At 63.1% G+C, this 16246-nt stretch carries 16 protein-coding genes; 6 read left to right on the top strand and 10 right to left on the bottom strand.

The window, feature by feature from the left end; translation table 11 throughout:
• Entirely contained in the window at positions 1 to 453 is a 453-nt protein-coding gene (locus LZ536_RS07165; RefSeq protein ID WP_249847723.1) for a peptidylprolyl isomerase, read from the bottom strand.
• 109 nt (positions 454 to 562) lie between these two features.
• Between LZ536_RS07165 and mgtE the strand changes: the two genes are divergently transcribed.
• The 4 genes from mgtE (at position 563) to LZ536_RS07145 (ending at position 6454) form a co-directional block, all read left to right on the top strand.
• Entirely contained in the window at positions 563 to 1972 is a 1410-nt protein-coding gene (gene mgtE, locus LZ536_RS07160; protein ID WP_249847722.1) for a magnesium transporter, read from the top strand.
• 38 nt (positions 1973 to 2010) lie between these two features.
• The gene (locus LZ536_RS07155) at positions 2011 to 2406 is read left to right on the top strand and encodes a DUF1489 family protein (protein ID WP_249847721.1); all 396 of its coding nucleotides are present in this window, start codon (positions 2011 to 2013) and stop codon (positions 2404 to 2406) included.
• Positions 2407 to 2539: 133 nt separating this feature from the next.
• The gene (locus LZ536_RS07150; protein WP_249847720.1) at positions 2540 to 5083 is read left to right on the top strand and encodes a TonB-dependent receptor; all 2544 of its coding nucleotides are present in this window, start codon (positions 2540 to 2542) and stop codon (positions 5081 to 5083) included.
• 294 nt (positions 5084 to 5377) lie between these two features.
• The gene (locus LZ536_RS07145) at positions 5378 to 6454 is read left to right on the top strand and encodes a YeiH family protein (protein ID WP_249847719.1); all 1077 of its coding nucleotides are present in this window, start codon (positions 5378 to 5380) and stop codon (positions 6452 to 6454) included.
• Between the two features lie 15 nt (positions 6455 to 6469).
• Here the strand turns inward: LZ536_RS07145 and LZ536_RS07140 are convergent, their stop codons facing one another.
• Genes LZ536_RS07140 through LZ536_RS07125 form a run of 4 tightly spaced genes read right to left on the bottom strand, consistent with a single transcriptional unit; the run spans position 6470 to position 10594 of the window.
• Positions 6470 to 7714 (bottom strand): MFS transporter, encoded by a 1245-nt coding sequence (locus LZ536_RS07140; protein ID WP_249847718.1) that lies wholly within the window; start codon positions 7712 to 7714, stop codon positions 6470 to 6472.
• A complete protein-coding gene (locus tag LZ536_RS07135; RefSeq protein ID WP_249847717.1) occupies positions 7711 to 8757 on the bottom strand; it encodes a beta-keto acid cleavage family enzyme in 1047 nt (348 codons plus the stop codon). Before LZ536_RS07135 ends, LZ536_RS07140 begins: the two co-directional genes overlap by 4 nt.
• 11 nt (positions 8758 to 8768) lie before the next feature.
• A complete protein-coding gene (locus tag LZ536_RS07130) occupies positions 8769 to 9617 on the bottom strand; it encodes a TauD/TfdA dioxygenase family protein (RefSeq protein WP_249847716.1) in 849 nt (282 codons plus the stop codon).
• Complete coding sequence (locus LZ536_RS07125; RefSeq protein WP_249847715.1) at positions 9614 to 10594, bottom strand: quinone oxidoreductase family protein; 981 nt, start codon at positions 10592 to 10594, stop codon at positions 9614 to 9616. The genes LZ536_RS07130 and LZ536_RS07125 overlap by 4 nt, the downstream gene beginning before the upstream one ends.
• Positions 10595 to 10701: 107 nt before the next feature.
• Here LZ536_RS07125 and LZ536_RS07120 point away from each other — a divergent pair, with 107 nt between their 5' ends.
• Positions 10702 to 11715 carry an AraC family transcriptional regulator gene (locus LZ536_RS07120; protein WP_249847714.1) on the top strand — a complete coding sequence of 338 codons (1014 nt, stop codon included), beginning with the start codon at positions 10702 to 10704 and terminating at the stop codon, positions 11713 to 11715.
• Here LZ536_RS07120 and LZ536_RS07115 read toward each other — a convergent pair.
• The 4 genes from LZ536_RS07115 to LZ536_RS07100 all read right to left on the bottom strand — a co-directional run bounded on the left by LZ536_RS07115 (position 11712) and on the right by LZ536_RS07100 (position 15163).
• Positions 11712 to 11903 (bottom strand): hypothetical protein, encoded by a 192-nt coding sequence (locus LZ536_RS07115; RefSeq protein WP_249847713.1) that lies wholly within the window; start codon positions 11901 to 11903, stop codon positions 11712 to 11714. The genes LZ536_RS07120 and LZ536_RS07115 overlap by 4 nt on opposite strands.
• An 86-nt stretch (positions 11904 to 11989) precedes the next feature.
• Positions 11990 to 12682: a GIN domain-containing protein gene (locus LZ536_RS07110; RefSeq protein WP_249847712.1), complete on the bottom strand. Its 693-nt coding sequence runs from the start codon at positions 12680 to 12682 to the stop codon at positions 11990 to 11992.
• Between the two features lie 45 nt (positions 12683 to 12727).
• Positions 12728 to 13447, bottom strand: a complete 720-nt coding sequence (locus tag LZ536_RS07105; protein WP_249847711.1) for a head GIN domain-containing protein — start codon at positions 13445 to 13447, stop codon at positions 12728 to 12730.
• A gap of 78 nt (positions 13448 to 13525) precedes the next feature.
• Complete coding sequence (locus LZ536_RS07100) at positions 13526 to 15163, bottom strand: putative bifunctional diguanylate cyclase/phosphodiesterase (protein WP_249847710.1); 1638 nt, start codon at positions 15161 to 15163, stop codon at positions 13526 to 13528.
• A gap of 141 nt (positions 15164 to 15304) precedes the next feature.
• Between LZ536_RS07100 and LZ536_RS07095 the strand changes: the two genes are divergently transcribed.
• Entirely contained in the window at positions 15305 to 15601 is a 297-nt protein-coding gene (locus LZ536_RS07095) for a nickel-binding protein (RefSeq protein ID WP_249847709.1), read from the top strand.
• Here LZ536_RS07095 and LZ536_RS07090 read toward each other — a convergent pair.
• Positions 15598 to 16173, bottom strand: coding sequence for a GAF domain-containing protein (locus LZ536_RS07090; protein WP_249847708.1), 576 nt, complete (start codon positions 16171 to 16173; stop codon positions 15598 to 15600). The two genes, LZ536_RS07095 and LZ536_RS07090, sit on opposite strands and share 4 nt — an antisense overlap.
• Positions 16174 to 16246: the final 73 nt, after the last annotated feature.

Raw genomic sequence — 16246 nt, 5'->3', positions numbered from 1 at the left:
TTAACCGACCGTTGCCTTCAGGATCTTGCCAGGGTCGGCCGGCGGCTCACCGACCGGAAGGGCGTCGATATATTCCATGCCGCTCTCGACCTGGCCCCAGACCGTATATTGCCGGTCGAGGAAGCGCGCATCGTCGAAGCAGATGAAGAACTGGCTATTGGCGCTGTCCGGGTTCTGGGATCGCGCCATCGAACAGGTGCCGCGGACATGCGGCTCGGCGTTGAACTCCGCCTTGAGGTCGGGGAGCTTCGACCCGTGATAGCCGGTCCCTGTCGGGTCGCCGCCCTGGGCCATGAAGCCGGGGATGACACGATGAAAGACGACGCCGTCGTAGAAGCCGTCATTGGCCAGGCTGGTGATCCGTTCGACATGGCCGGGCGCGACGTCGGGCCTGAGCTTGATGACGACGTCGCCGCCGCTCGAAAGGGTCAGGGTCAGCGTGTCGTCGGCCATCTTCGATCTCCTTTGTAACCTGGCCGCGCTTTAGGCGGCCGGGGCGGGTTGCGCCAGAGCCGGTGCGGCCATAGGGAACCCAAACAAGTTTGGGTCCGGGGGAAAGAAGATGAGCGAAAGCGAGCAGATCGCCGCCACTCCCCCGCCTGAGGAAGCGGACATCATGGACTCGGAGGACCGGCTGCGCCCGGACTTTGTCGAGCGTGTCCTCGATGCGGTCGACAAGGGCGACAACGAAACCGCGCGCAAGCTGGTCGAGCCGCTCCATCCCGCCGACGTCGCCGACCTCATCGAGCTTGCGGCGCGCGACGAGCGCGAAGGCCTCGTCAAGGCGCTCGCCGAGATCGTCGATGCCGACGTCTATGCCGAGCTGAACGACTACGTCCGCGAGACCTTGATCGACGAGATGGAGCCGGAGCAGGTCGCCGACCTCGCCGGCCAGCTCGACACCGACGACGCCGTCGCCATCATCGAGGACCTCGACAGCGACGATCGTCAGGCCGTCCTCGAGAGGATGGAGCCCGACGACCGCGCCGCGGTCGAGGAAGCGCTGACCTATCCGGAGGAAACCGCCGGCCGTCTCATGCAGCGCGACCTGATCGCGGTGCCGGAGCATTGGAAGGTCGGGCAGCTCATCGATTACATGCGCCAGACAGACGAACTGGCCACCGACTTCTGGGAAGTGTTCGTCGTCTCTCCCGACCACCACCCTGTCGGTACCTGCAAATTGTCGTCGATCCTGCGTTCACCGCGCGGCTCGATGGTCACCGATATCATGGTCGAGGACCAGACCCTCATCCCGGTCGACATGGACCAGGAAGAGGTCGCTCTCCGCTTCCAGAAATATGCGCTCATCTCGGCGGCGGTCGTCGATGCCAGCGGCCGGCTGGTCGGCATGATTACGGTCGATGACATCGTCCACATCATCCAGGAAGAGGCGGGCGAGGACGTCCTGCTGCTGTCCGGTGCCGGCGAAGGCGACATCAACGAGCCGATCTTCGACACCTATCGCGGCCGCGTCCGCTGGCTGGCGGCGAACCTGATGACGGCGCTGGTTGCCGCCTCGATTATCCGTATTTTCGAACATTCGATCGAGCGGCTGGCGGTGTTGGCGGTGCTGATGCCGATCGTCGCCGGTGTCGGGGGCAATGCCGGTACGCAGACGCTAGCCGTTACCGTCCGCGCCATTGCCACCAATCAGTTGACCGGCTCGAATCGCTGGCGCGCGGTGGGCCGCGAACTCAGGGTGGCTCTGCTCAACGGCGTGACCATCGCGGTCCTCATCGGAGTCGGCGTCACCTTGGTCCTCGGCAGTCCGTCGCTGGGCGGAGTCATCGCCGCGGCGATGCTTTTCAACATCCTCATCGCCGGCATGGCGGGCGTCCTGGTTCCGCTGACCCTTGAGCGCTATGGCGCGGACCCGGCGGTCGCTTCGTCGATTTTCGTGACGATGGTCACGGATTCCATGGGCTTCCTCGCCTTCCTCGGCCTGGCTACGGCAGTCGGCCTCGTCCACTAGCACTCCCGAAACCGTCGGTACGCCACTACATTGGCATTGTGCCGACGCTCCACCTGACCAAGGTCGCCTTTGGCTGCCGCACACTCGAATCGCTGCAGAAGCGGGTCGCTGCGCGTGCGCAAAATGGCGAGGTTAGGGTCACGACCCGAATGCGGCCGAAGAGGATGGAGGAGCTGATTGGGGGCTCGCTTCACTGGATCGTCAAGCACCGAATCATCGGCCGCCAGCAGATCCTCCGGTTCGACGACCGGCCCGACGGTCGAATCGACATCGTATGTTCGGATGAGCTGGTGATTGTGCCGCCGATGCCGAGGCGGGCGCACCAGGGTTGGCGTTATTTGGAAGCCGAAGTAACTGACGAAGCCGATCCCAGCGGTGTTGCCGACCTGCCGCCTCGCCTCTACGGAAAGCTCTCCGCGCTGGCACTGGTTTGATCGTTACCGCCAGGGCACAGTGCGCGGCGCATCGTTAAATTGGCGTCATTGCGATAATTGCTGGCATCGGCCAGCAAACCAACATTTGTTACGCTTTTAAGTCTCCACCCCAAATTCCGGGAGGGGATTCCAATTGTCTAGTTTCAAAGCCTTGCTTGCTGTCTCAAGCGTAACATCTCTTGCTTTCGCACTCTGCTCGACCCCGGCTTTCGCCGAGGAAACTGCAGCGCCAGTCGCCGCCGCCGCCGCGGATGCGGCAGCCGCGCCGGCGGATACCGCAGCTTCGCAGGCTCCGGCTGCCGACGAGCAGAAAAGCGAAGGCGACATCGTCGTCACCGCCCGCAAGCGGTCCGAGCGGCTGCAGGACGTTCCGCTGTCCGTCGCCGCCGTCTCCGGCGCGACGATGCAGCAGCAGGGCATCCGCAAGATCGAAGACCTTCAGACGAAGGTCCCCAATTTCAAGATGACCGAGACCGGTATCGGCTCGAACATCGCCATCCGCGGCATCTTCTCGGGCGTCAACCAGGGCTTCGAGCAGTCGGTCGGCACCTATATTGACGGCATCCACTACGGCCGTGCCCAGCAGGCCCGCGCGCCCTTCCTCGACGTCCAGCGCGTCGAGGTTCTGCGCGGACCGCAGTCGATCCTGTTCGGCAAGAACTCGATTGCCGGCGCGCTCAACATCATCTCGGCCCAGCCGACCAATGTGCTCACGGGCTATGTCCAGGGCAGCTACCAGCTCGATAGCGACGATTGGGAATTGCTCGGCGCCGTTTCTGGTCCGATTACCGACAACGTTCGCGCTCGCATCGCCGGCCGCATCCACGACGGCGACGGATTCATCAAGAATATCACGCTCGATCGCAGCGAACCGCAGCGCAAGGACTGGAACCTGCGCGGCATCGTCGACTGGGACGTCACCGACGACTTTACGTTGAACTTCAAGGCCGAGCATGGCGAGTTCGACACCAAGGGTCGCAACATCGAAGTCTACAATGAGCTGCCGTCCATTGCCGGTGCGCCATTCGGCGGCAAGACCTACGCTCAGATCCTGACTCTCCTCGGCGCAATGAGCCCGAGCGATGAGTTCGTCGTTGATCCGTCAGTCTCGAACAATATCAAGGACGACAAGCGCTCGTCCAACGGCGACACGTCGGACAATACTTCCGGAACCTACGTCCTGACGGCCAATTGGGACACGGGCATCGGCCAGCTGACCTCGATCACCGGCTACAACAAGTTCAGCTATGACGAGGATTGCGACTGCGACTTTACGGGCGCGAACATCCTGACGATCGACCTGCACGAAAAGTACAAGCAGTTCAGCCAGGAAATCCGGCTCGCTTCCGATACGTCCCGCAAGCTCGAGTATATCGTCGGCGGCTTCTTCCAGACCAGCGACCATAGCTACAGCGACAACATCAACATCGACCATGATTCAATCTTGGTGGAGGCGGCGAACCTGAAACCGGGGGCCTTCGGCAATTACATCAGGGACACCCGCGCCGCGCGGCAAGCCCATGTCGACACCGATATCCTGTCGGCTTTCGGTCAGCTGACCTACAAGTTCAATGAACACTTCCGCGTCAACGTCGGTGGCCGCGTCACCCACGAGAAGAAGGAAGGCGACCGCAACATCACCATCGAGGGCATCGACGGTTCGACGCTCACGGGTACTCAGGCCATCATGGCGCCGATAGTCTTCGGCAGCTTGTTCCACATAAGCTCGAGCAATCTCACCACCATCGCCGGCATGGGCGGCATTCCGGGAGGGCAGGCAGCTGGCTTGCAGCTCGCCTACGGCGTTCATCCGGTCGACGGTAAGGTTTCGAAGACCGGCTTCGTCCCGTCCGTCGTCCTTCAATATGACGTCAACCCGGACATCATGTTCTACGGCTCGTTCACGAAGGGCACCAAGTCGGGCGGCTTCGATTTCCGCGGCAACAACCGCGGCTTCTACTCGTCCATGGCTGACGCCTTCGAGTTCGACGAAGAGCAGGCGACCAACTGGGAGGTCGGTGCAAAGACCAGCTTCTTCAACCATCGCGGGATCTTCAACGCCTCGCTCTACCACACGAAGATCCAGGACCTGCAGGTCTCGGTGTTCGACGGTGTACTTGGCTATGTCGTCGGCAACGCCGACGCCACGACTCAGGGGTTGGAGGCTGACGCCCGCTTCGCTGTGACTCCGCACCTGACGCTGCGAGCAGCCGGCGCGCTGACGGACTTCGAATTCAAGAAGTATCCGAACGGCCAGTGCTATCCGGGCCAGGTTCCGGACGGCGCCAACGGCCAGTGCGATTATAAGGGCAAGACCAACCAGCTCGTTCCCGACTGGCAGGCGACGCTCGCCGTCGACTGGAACACTGCGATCACCAACAGCCTAGAGCTGCGTACGACCGCAGACATGTTCGCTTCCGACGGCTACTTCTTGTCGCCGACGCTCGACCCGAACCAGACGCAGGGCAGCTATGCGAAGTTCAATGGTCGTATCGCCATCGGCGATCCGGGCCGCCGCTGGGAAGTCGCCCTTCTCGGCAAGAATCTGTTCGACAAGCGGACCGTCTCGATGGGCGTCCAGACGCCTTTGGCCTTCTCGACTTTCGGTGCCTACAGCCAGGCGAACGTCGTCGACGAAGGCCGGACCGTCGCTCTGCAGGGCCGCTTCAACTTCTGAGGACTGACAAGAAATCGGGCGAGCGCCCTGTACCAGTTTCTTTCGCTCGCTCGGTCTCTCCTACGAGGTCTTTGCCAGAAGTACGGTCGTCCGTCGGCTCAATGCCGACCCGCGCTCAACCGGAGTGGCGGCCAACTCCCGGGTCGAAACCTTGTAGTATGGGGGCGGAGGTCCCGGCGCTCCCCAGGCGCCGGGGCCTTTGTTCAACCGGTTGCGGAGAGTGGAGCCTCGGTGCACGCTGGCGCCGGGGCTCCATCTTGTTTTCGTGACCCGGCTAAGTTGTAAGAGTTCGTCATGGCATTTGCGCCGTCGTCCAAGACAGTACCGGTCCCCGCCAGGATCCTTCCCGGATTAGTCCTTTGCGCGCTTGTCGCGGCCGCGGGCTCTGCATTGGCGGAGGTTGAATTGGCCCTTACCGGCCGTGCCTGGATCGAGGCATTGGTGCTGGCGATCCTGATCGGCGCGGCGGTCCGGACGTTTTGGGTTCCCGGGGAACGATGGAAGCCGGGCATCGATGTCAGCGCCAAGTTGGTGCTGGAAATCGCCGTTGTCCTGCTGGGCGCATCGGTCAGCGCCGCGACGATCCTGTCGGCGGGTTGGCCTCTGCTGGTGTCAATTCTGGCGATTGTCGCGGGCGCAATCCTTCTGAGCTTTGCCATCGGCCGGACTCTCGGCTTGTCGAAACGCCTCGCCATGCTGGTTGCTTGCGGCAATTCGATCTGCGGCAATTCCGCGATTGCCGCCGTCGCACCGGTCATCGGCGCGGACGGCGACGAGGTGGCATCGTCGATCGCCTTCACGGCCGTGCTTGGCGTGATCGTTGTTTTGACCCTGCCGTTGCTCGGCGTGATCTTGCACATGACCCAATTCGGCTACGGGGCGCTGGCCGGATTGACCGTCTATGCCGTTCCTCAGGTAATCGCCGCAGCGGCGCCAATTGGCGTCAAGGCGGTACAGGTCGGAACGCTCGTAAAGCTCATCCGCGTGCTGATGCTCGGCCCGGTCTGCCTGGTCCTTTCACTGATGACGGCGAAGTGGCGGGAGGAGGCCGACGAACCCGCCCCCCATGTAACCGCCGGTGATCGCCCCCGGCGCGGCCGGCCGGCGCTGCACCAGCTCGTGCCGTGGTTCATCATCGGCTTCATGGTCATGGTCGTGCTGCGCTCGGCGAGCCTGGTTCCGGATTGGGCGCTCGCGCCAATCGGAAGCCTGGCCACCGGCCTCACCGTCATTTCGATGGCGGCGCTCGGCCTGGGTGTCGACGTCCGCACCGTCTCACGGGCTGGGGGCCGGGTAACGGCCACAGTGGTCCTGTCGCTCCTTGCGCTCGGCTCGGTCAGTTACTTCGTAATCCGGCTATTCGGCCTGTAGGTCGCCCGGTCTCGGTCAGGCCGTCGCCTGCCGGGCCGCGCGCGAGGCGGCGTAAAAGACAAGGGCAGCGGCGACGCTTGCCGCCGGCAGCAACTGCAGCGCGCCAAGCAGGCCGACGCGATCTGCCAGCCATCCGGTGACGATTGGGCCGGGCGCCAGGCCGAAGGCATTATTGGCGAGGGTCAGCACCGCGAAGGCCGTGCCATGTAATGCAGCGGGGGTCAGGCCCGCCACCATCGATCCAGCCGATCCCGCCGTCGAAGCCGCGAGGAACATGGCAAGTCCGAGCAGCACGAGCTGCGGCAACCCCGTTCCGACAGCGAACGCCGCTGCAACCAGCAGCGCCGAGCCGATACAGAAAGCCGCCGATAAGCGGGCGCGGTCCCGCATCGTCTTGACGAGCCGGTCGCTTGCAACACCGCACAGGATCATGCCGACGCCGCCGATGGCGAGGAAGATCGCGGCGACGCCTGCGGCCTTGGCCAGCGGAAGGTGGTAATAGCGGACGAAATAGGTCGGCAACCAGGCGGGCAGGGCGCCAGCCACGAACAATTGCAGGCCGCTGGCGACGTAGGCGCAATTCAGCGTTGCGCCCGCGAACAGGGGCTTCAGGCCCGCCCAGCTGAGCTTGACCCGTTCTTCGCCTGCATTGCCCGAGATGCGGGCGTCCCTGACGCACCAGCCGTAAGCCAAAGCGAGCACGAGTCCGGCCACGCCAATGGCATTGAACGCAGTCCGCCAACCGTGGCTCGCAGCCACCGCGCCGCCGATCCCGACGCCGAGCACTTGCCCGGCCAGGCCGCCAGCCATGAACGCGCCGGTAAGCGTCGCGCGCAAATGCTTCGGGAAGACGCTGATAATGACGGCGATACCCACGCTGCCATAAGCCGCCTCGCCGACGCCGACGAGCACGCGCGCGGCGAGCATCTGGTCGTAGCTGCGGGCCAGGCCGCACAGCAAGGTCGCGGCGCTCCAAACCAGGCCCATGACGACGATGCTTTTTGCCCGGCCGAAGCGGTCCGCCAGCAGGGAGATCGGGCAGGTCAGCAAGCCCACCATCAGCGGCACGATGCCGGCAAGGAAACCGAGTTGTCCGTCGCTCAGGCCCCATTCTGCCTTGAGCAAAGGGAAGACGGCATTCAGCACCTGCCGCGCCATGTAGTCCGAAATCAGCAGGCCGAAGGTGAGGGCGAACACCACCCAGGCGTAGCCCGGGATTTTCGGCCTGCTGATCGCGGCGTCGGAAGCGAAGGGCTTCACGCCGCCTGGCGCTGCGCCAACCTGGGCGTGCGGTTCGGCAGCCAGCCGTTCTTCTCAAGCGTTTCTTCGACGCTCGAATAGAAAGTGCCGATCTGGTAGATGGAACGGGCCTGCTCGGCGGTGGCGATCGGGCGCCACAGCTCCTGGCTGATCTTCACCATCTTCTCGATTTGCTGGACGGAAGTCGCGCGCTCGCCGCGACGGCCATAGAGATTGTCTTCCTGGCCGACCCGGACGTGCAGGCCCATGGCGATGCCCATGGCATTCAGCGGATAGACGTGGCGCATCAGGCCCTCGACGGTCAGAGTCGCATTCTGCGGAACGCGGTTGATGAATTCCATCAGGTTTCGCGGGTTCGGTCCATCGTGGCCACCACCGATGGATACCCAGTTCAGCACATAGGGGCCCATATACTGGCCTTGGCGAACGATGCGCTCGACCGTTTCCAGGTCCTTGATCGAACCGATCATGAAGTGGGGCTGGATACCGGAGGCGACTAGGCGCTTCAGATGCTCCTTCACGAAAGCCGGACCGCTCTCGTAATACATCTCGGTATAGGCCTTCTTGTAATCGGGCTCGCCCATGGAGGTGCCGGCGGCATCCTCGTCGGTGATCAGCTCCATCACGTTCATCTGGTTGGTATTGATGGCGATGGTGACCTGGTCGGGCTTCGGATTCAGGTCGGCCAGCATGTGACGTGTGTCTTCGCCCAGCCACAAAGCTGCTTGTCCGTCGTCCTTCGGCGCGAAGCTGATCGAACCGCCGACCTGCAGGATCATCTTCGGCACGGCCGTGCGCAAGCGATCGAGCATTTCGTTGAACATTTCGAGCCGCTTGGAGCCCTTGCCGTCCGGCTCGCGGACGTGGACGTGGAGCACCGTGGCGCCGGCATTGTAGCAATCGACGGCCTTCTGGACCTGCTCCTGCATCGTCACGGGAATGTCGTCGCTGTCGCGCGGCAGGAAGCTCGGCGCATAAGGCGCTACCTGGATGACCAGCGGATCCTGGTTTTCGGGCAGCAGGCTGTCGTCCATGAACTGCATGGTTCTTCTCCTTAATAGGGTTTGTCGCCGATGATTCCTGCCCGTTCCATTTTCCGGACGGCGGGCCAGTAATCCATCACGGCGTAATGCTGGGTGCAGCGGTTATCCCAGATGGCGATGCTGTTTGGCCGCCAGCGCCAGCGCACCTGGTATTCGGGGATCGAAGCGCGCGCGATCAGGTAGTTGAGCAGGTTCGACCCGCCCGGCGCATAATCCTGGCCGTAACGCACGTTCTCCGACGTGTGATAATTGGTGAAGTGGGTCGCGAAGCTGTTGACGAACAGCACCTTCTCTCCCGTTTCCGGGTGGATTCGCACGACCGGATGTTCGGCATCGGGATATTGGGCCTTCAGCGCGTGCCGCTTCTCGATCGGCATTCGGGCGCCGAATGACGCCTCGATGGAATGACGGGCGTAGAGTCCCTCGATCCGCAGCTTGATGTCGGCGGGCAGGTCCTCATAGGCGCGCGCCATATTGACCCAGATCGTGTCGCCACCGACTGGCGGGCATTCGATGCAGCGCAGGACCGCGCCCAGTGGCGGCTTTTCCCGCCACGTCGCGTCGCAGTGCCAGGCATTTTCGTAATGGTCTGGCGGGGAGTCGAGGTCCTTGTAGATGCAGACCAGGCCGGGATGGTCCGGGTCACTGCCCGCCACCGGATGATCCTCCAGCTCGCCGAAACGCGAAGCGAAGGCGACGTGGTCGGCCTTGGAAATCAGCTGGTCGCGGAGGAACAGGACCTTGTGTTCCAGCAGCGCGGCTTTGATGTCATCGAACAAGGCATCGTCGCTCGTGGCCTTGGCGAGATCGACGCCAACCAGTTCCGCACCGATGTGCGTCGTGAGCTTCTCGATCCTCATGGGATGACGAAGATCGACGAGCCCGTCGTCTTTCCCGCCTCGAGGTCGCGATGAGCCTGAATGGCGTCGGCAAGTTCGTAGCGCTGGTTGATATTGATCCGGATGCGGCCGGCGGCGACATGGTCGAACAGCGCACCGGAAAGCTCGGCCCGCTCGGCCGGATCGGCAATGTAGTCGGCAAGTGCCGGGCGCGTGAAATAGACCGAGCCCTGAATGGCAAGCTGCAGCGCGTCGATCGGGGGAAATGGCCCCGATGCCGTTCCGCAGCCGACAAGCACCCCCCGTCGCTTCAAGGACTTCAGCGACCCCTCGTACGTGTCCTTGCCGACTGTGTCGTATACCGTCGTGACGCCTTCGCCGTCCGTCAGCTGCCTGACACGCTCGACGACATTCTCGCGGCGGTAAAAGATGATTTCATCGCAACCATGAGCCTTGGCCAGTTCGGCCTTGGCCTCGGTGGAAACTGTGCCGATGACGCGCAGTCCCAAGAGCTTCGCCCATTGCGATGCGATCAGGCCGACTCCACCGGCAGCCGCATGGATGAGGATGGTGTCGCCGGCCTTCATCCAGGGGTTGGTCTTCAACAGCCAGTAGGCGGCGCTGAGACCGCGCATGGTCATCGCCGCGGCGGTTTCGTGGGTGATATCGACCGGCAGCTTGAAAAGCGATCCGACGGGCATGACCCGTTCGGTCGAATAGGCGCCGAGCGGACTGCCGGTATAGGTTACGCGGTCGCCGACCTTGAAGCCGTTTACGTTAGGGCCAACCGCTTCGATGACGCCGGATGCTTCGACTCCCATGCCGTTCGGCACTGGCACGGGGTAGTAGCCTTGGCGGAAATAGGTGTCTGCGAAGTTGAGCCCGACCGCGAGATGGCGAACACGGACTTGGCCGTCGCCGGGCTGGCCGACCGACACTTCCTCGAAACGGAGAACGTCCGGGCCACCGGTCTCATAGAAGCGTACTGCTCGCGCCACAAAAGTCTTTCGATTGGGATTTCGCGGCCGAATTATCAGGTGTAGGAGGGGGCGATTATACGGATCACGACAGTTCCTGATGATGTCGTGTCAAACATGGGGGCAAAATGGAGCTCGTCCGCGCCGCCTCGCTAACCGGCTACTTCGAAGTGGCCGAGCAGTTGCGCCTCGATGTCAGGCCTTTGCTCCGGCAGGCGGGCTTGTCGCCAGCCATGATGAGCAATCCCGACCTGATGCTTCCGGCCCGGCCGGTTGTCCGGCTGCTGGAGGACAGCGCCGCCGCGTCCGGCTGCGTGACCTTCGGGCTGATGATGGCGGAGCGGCGCCAGCTCAGCGACCTCGGCCTGGTCAGCCTGCTGATCGTTCATCAATCGACGCTTCGGGACGCGATGGAGATCATGGCCGAATTCCGCAATCGCATTAATTCGAACCTCATGCTGCAGATCGAAGAGCATGAGGACAGCTTCTACCTGCGAGAAGTCTTCGCGCTGAATCCGCCCATGGTGTCCCGCCAGGTGGGCGACCTGGCGCTCGGCGTCCTTCACAAATTGTGCCGGACCTTGATGGACGAAAGCTGGCGCCCCCAATGCGTCAGTTTCTCATATGAGCGGCCAGTGTCCCCGGACCGGGCCATTTACGACCGGCTGTTCGATTGCCCGCTGCAATTCGGGGCAGATTTCGACGGGATTGTTGTCGAGACCGCCGACATGAACCGTATCAATCCACGTGCCGATACTGCGCTGGCTGCTCATGCGCGCCAGTTGGTGGGCGCGATGGTCGATCCCGGGCCTCGCACCATAGAAGAGGAGGTTGAGCAGTCGATCCGATTGCTCATGCCAGCTGGCCGCGCCACGATTGCGGGAGTTGCCGATGCGCTGGGTACGAACATCCGGACGCTGCAGCGCTGGCTCGACCGCGAAGAAACCAGCTTCAGCGAATTGCTCGATCGGGTCAGGGTGCAGCAGGTCAGCCAGCATTTCGCCAATCGCCGACTGCGCCTGACCGATATCGCACATTTGCTCGGTTATTCCACGCTCGCCTCGTTCAGCGCCTGGTACAGCAACCGGTTCAACGAAACTCCGACCAAGGGTCGGGCCACGGCGCAGGCGCAACGGGGTTAAGCTGGCGGCAATTCGCCAAAGCAGCCAACCACCTCCTGGGCCTTGATCAGTATCGACCGTGCAGCTTCGAGGCTGGCCAAAGCTTCGGGATCGGGCACACCTTCCTGCTCAAGCTCACGCAATGCCTCGACGTTGCGCCGCAAGGCCTCGATGGTCTCTTTGACCAGTGCGTGATGGAACGGCCCCAAACATCCCCCGAGCGTCAGCGGAGCGACGCTAGTTTCGTTTGCGTGGCCGTTCTATCCGGACGGTGTCACAAGATTGCGGATTGATGTCAGCGGCAGCCGGTAACGGTTGCCGAACCCTGGGTCTTGACGGTGCAGGCGGCGCCACCTTCGACGGTCACGGAGGTCAGGCCCCGCGCATCGATCTTGGCGCTGTTGGTGATTGTCGCGCGGATGACCGTCGGTCCCTCGGCGGCGATGACGGCGTCCTTCACCGACAATGCCTCGGCATCGAAGGTCGACGTACCGCGGACGCTTGCATTGATGTTCGCGGCACGGCCGCCCAGTCGCGCGCTGGCCGACCCGTCGAGCAATGCCCGCATCTGATCGATGTCGGCCTGGTCGATGCGCAGCATTCCCGAGCCCAGGATGGTGAAGTCGAACTTCAGGCCTTTGACGCGGTCAATGGCCAGCGCACCGGCTCCATTGACCAGCGCATTGGCAAGGTCGGGCGTACCCAGTTCGATGGTTACCGGTCCCCGTTCCTGGCCCGGGTAGCCGCCCCAGGCACCGCCCGGATCGGCGCGGACGATGAGCGTCCGCCCCTCGACGCGAATGGAGACGGCGTCCAGCGCCTGCTGGCTCCCAATCGCGCGAGCGAACGGCGCGACATTCGTCTTCAGCGTCACCTGGTATGGTCCGTCGACGCGAATATGATCGAAACTGGTGACGGAATAATTGCGGGTCGCGGCCCCAGCGGGCGCGGCGAGCAAAAACAAAGCGGCGAGGGCAGCGGTTTTCATTCAGCCACTCTCGCCGCTTATGGTTAACAAGCCGTCACCGCGGCGTTATCCGCAGTGGACGTCACCCGATCCCATTTTTGAAACGCTGCACTTGGCGCCGCCGGTCAGTTCGACGTCGCCTGACCCCATGATCGAAACGTCCGCTTTCTCGGTAGCGTGGGCCGCGACTCCTCCTGATCCAGCGATCGAGACGGCGGCAGTGCGTGTGACCAGGCTCTTGGCGTCGACGTCACCCGAACCGGCGATGCTGATGTCGACATTGTTGGCCGTGCCCGCTGCCATCAGGCCGCCCGATCCTGCAATCGCCAGCTTGAGCTTGCCGGCGGCTACGGACGGCAGGCGCAGGTCGCCCGAGCCCGCCACGTCCGCGTCGAAATCCCCGCTGACCTTGTCGACGGTAATCCCGCCCGATCCGGCGATCGTGGCTGCGCGCAGTGCGGCGACATTGACCGTGAACTGCGCTGTGCCGTTCGACCAATGCCAGCCCCGATGCTTCTTCGGCCGGATCTTCAATTCGTCCCCATCGACGACGACCTCAGTTTCGTTGAGCAGGTTCTCACCGCCGTGGGCGGTCACACCGGGCGCTCCGCCGGTGACAACCTTCACGTCATAAGGTCCTGCGACCTCGATCTTGTTGAAGTTGCCGACCTGATAGGTGCGGTCGATCTTCGGCCCGGCGTTCCGGTCTTCGGCGTCGGCAGCCCGGTGACAACCGGCCGCGGCAAGCGCGATTGCTACGGAAGCGGGAATCGTGAAACGGCGCATATCATCCTCCCAGTGCGTATTATCTGACTAATACACTGGGCGGAAATCGGAACGCAAGCTAAATGTTCGTAGGGTGCCTTACCACTTGCGGCCCGCGGCAAGCCGGGCCCGGGCGGCAGCGCGGCGGTCGCCGTCGCGACGCTCATGATCAATAGTATCAAGCGGGTCGAGCGGACCTTCCGAGCCTTCGGCCGGCAGGTCGAAATGGTCGCGGACGAACTGGGCGGAAACCGCGCGTCCGAACAGCCAGCCTTGCGCATCCTGGCAACCGGCGTCGGCCAACTGCTGACGGATGGTCTCGCTTTCGACACCCTCGGCGGTGATCGGCACGCACAAAAGCTTGCCGAGCGAGGCAATGGTCCGGACGATCGCAGCGCTCTGCTCGCTCTCGCCGATGGTGGCGACGAAGCTCTTGTCGATCTTGATACGGTCGAACGGCAATGCCTGCAGTTGCGTCAATGACGCGTAACCGGTGCCGAAGTCGTCGAGCGCGATGCTGATCCCGTTATTCTTCAGGCTCTGCACGACCGTGATCGCCTGTTCCGGATGCTCGATAAGCGAGCCCTCGGTGATTTCCAGTTCCAGGCGACGGGCCGGGAACCCGGTCTCCGTCAGCAATTTCAGGATACGCTCGGCCAGTTGCGGATCGCGGAACTGCACCGGGGAGATGTTGACCGCGATCTTGAGGTGCGCCGGCCAGTCCTTCGCTTCGATAAGCGCCTTGCGCATGACGTTCATCGACAAAGCGGCGATCATGCCCGAGGCTTCGCAAATGGCGATGAAGTCGACTGGCTCGACCAGCCCGCGGCGCGGCGAGCGCCAGCGCGCCAGGACTTCGAAGCCGCTGGTCTCGCCGGTTTCGAGATTGATCAGCGGCTGGAAGAAGGGGAGGAATTCGTCGCCGTCGATTCCCTGGCGGATTTCGTCCTCCAGGATGGCGCGCTCTTTGATCTCCGCTTCCTGGTCCGAATCGAACCAGCGCAAGGTGTTCCGGCCCGCGCGCTTCGCCGAGTACATCGCGATGTCGGCACGGCGCAGCATGTCTTCCGCGGACTGCCCTTCGACCAGCATGGCGAGGCCGGCGGACGCCGACAGATGCGCATGGAAGGCGCCGACGTCGATCGGCGCGGAAAGGCTTTGCAGGATGGCGCCGACCCGCTCTTCCGCGTCCTTCGCGTCGGCGACGGGCATCAGCAGCGCGAACTCGTCGCCGCCAAGCCGGGCGACGACGCTATCCTTGGGCGCAATATCGTCGAGGAGCTTGCCGACATGGTTGAGCAGATCGTCGCCGGCCGAATGGCCGTGGAGGTCGTTGACCTTCTTGAAATGGTCCAGGTCGATGAGGGTGATTGCGCCGTTGACCGGCGACGTCCTCAGTTTCTCGGCGAGCGCCTTTGCCAATGCACGGCGATTGGCAAGCCCGGTCACGCAATCGACATAGGCATTCCGGTGCGCTTCCTGCTCCGCATGGGCGAGAGCGGCCATCGCTTGTGCCAGTTCCTTGGCGCGCCGCCAGCCAAACAGGATGATGGCGATATTCAGCAGGAAGGCGGCAATGAGGCTGCCACTAGGGGGCACTGCCGATCCGAAGCTGCTCGGAACCACCCGGACGCCCAGGACAACGAACAGGATGATCGCAGCCAGCGTCGCACATGTGGTGATGAGGTGGCTGGACGCCACCTGGATCGAATCGCTTCGCTTCGGCCCGTTACGCATCAAAAATCCCTCAGACTGGAGCGATTTAAATGAACGGAGTAAATGATTGGCTAACGTAGCGGCGGGGCGACTTGCTCCCTTCACGGGGACTTGCCCTCATGTTCTGTGTTAGGATGGTGAACGGCACACGGGAGTCGGGCCATGCCGGAATTCGTGATCGAGAAGGACTTCACCGGACTCGGTAACCTCAGTCATTTCCAGCAGGAGCAGACCGCGAGGCGCACCTGTTCGGCGCTGCACGGCGTAGCTCCGGGCATCGAATGGGTGCAAAGCTACCTGACGGACGACAAGGTCTATTGTGTCTATCGCGCACCGAGTGAATCAGCGCTGCGTGACGAGATTGACCGTTGGGGCCTCGCGCAGCCTCGAAGCATCTGCGAGGTCCACCAGGTCATCTCTCCCGATGACGAACCGGCGGCGGAAGAAAGCTTAGCCTAGACCAATTTCAATGGCGGCTTTTGCGGCGCTTCCTCGCGTACCAGGTCCTGCTTGCTCTTCGACCACATGATGGCGCGGGCGACGGAGTCCGTAATCGTCTGGATCTGGTCGATCTCCTCCTGCGTCGGCGCGCCGGGAGCGAGGTGATAGATGGCGAAGGTGCCGATGACCTTGCGGTCATCGTCGAAGATCGGCGTCGACCAGCAGGCGCGAAGGCCATGCGGAAGCGCGAGATCCTTGAACTCGGCCCAGAGCGGGTCGCTGGCGATGTCGGTGACGTAAACCGGCCGCGCGCGGAAAGCCGCCGTACCGCACGAGCCGCGGTTGTCGCCATATTCCATGCCGTCAATCAACGACGTGTAGGCTTCGGGCAGGCTTGGCGCGGCGCCATGCCGCAGGTTCGGGCCGTCAACCAAGAGGATCGACGTCAGGATGAAGCTTTCGGATTCGGCTTCGACGGTCAGCAAGTAACGGTTGAGGATCAGTCCCAGTCCGTCGCCGCTTTGGACTTCGGATCGCGCTTGCGTCTCGCGGTCGCGGATCGATTCCTGAAGCTGGAGCGCAAATGCCATCGACCCTCTCCTCAACGGCGGCGACGAAACCGCCTTTATACCAGCAAACCCGTCTCAACCCCATGTCGTTCCG

The sequence above is a fragment of the Sphingomonas alba genome (genome assembly GCF_023516555.1).
GTDB lineage: Bacteria > Pseudomonadota > Alphaproteobacteria > Sphingomonadales > Sphingomonadaceae > Sphingomicrobium > Sphingomicrobium album.
This window is presented reverse-complemented; position numbering and strand designations above follow the sequence as displayed.

Bases quoted from the DNA above. Each gene is read 5' to 3' on its own strand.
- LZ536_RS07165 (WP_249847723.1), bottom strand. From the start codon at position 453: ATGGCCGACGACACGCTGACCCTGACCCTTTCGAGCGGCGGCGACGTC.
- mgtE (WP_249847722.1), top strand. From the start codon at position 563: ATGAGCGAAAGCGAGCAGATCGCCGCCACTCCCCCGCCTGAGGAAGCG.
- LZ536_RS07145 (WP_249847719.1), top strand. From the start codon at position 5,378: ATGGCATTTGCGCCGTCGTCCAAGACAGTACCGGTCCCCGCCAGGATC.
- LZ536_RS07135 (WP_249847717.1), bottom strand. From the start codon at position 8,757: ATGCAGTTCATGGACGACAGCCTGCTGCCCGAAAACCAGGATCCGCTG.
- LZ536_RS07130 (WP_249847716.1), bottom strand. From the start codon at position 9,617: ATGAGGATCGAGAAGCTCACGACGCACATCGGTGCGGAACTGGTTGGC.
- LZ536_RS07120 (WP_249847714.1), top strand. From the start codon at position 10,702: ATGGAGCTCGTCCGCGCCGCCTCGCTAACCGGCTACTTCGAAGTGGCC.
- LZ536_RS07110 (WP_249847712.1), bottom strand. From the start codon at position 12,682: ATGAAAACCGCTGCCCTCGCCGCTTTGTTTTTGCTCGCCGCGCCCGCT.
- LZ536_RS07105 (WP_249847711.1), bottom strand. From the start codon at position 13,447: ATGCGCCGTTTCACGATTCCCGCTTCCGTAGCAATCGCGCTTGCCGCG.
- LZ536_RS07100 (WP_249847710.1), bottom strand. From the start codon at position 15,163: ATGCGTAACGGGCCGAAGCGAAGCGATTCGATCCAGGTGGCGTCCAGC.
- LZ536_RS07095 (WP_249847709.1), top strand. From the start codon at position 15,305: ATGCCGGAATTCGTGATCGAGAAGGACTTCACCGGACTCGGTAACCTC.
- LZ536_RS07090 (WP_249847708.1), bottom strand. From the start codon at position 16,173: ATGGCATTTGCGCTCCAGCTTCAGGAATCGATCCGCGACCGCGAGACG.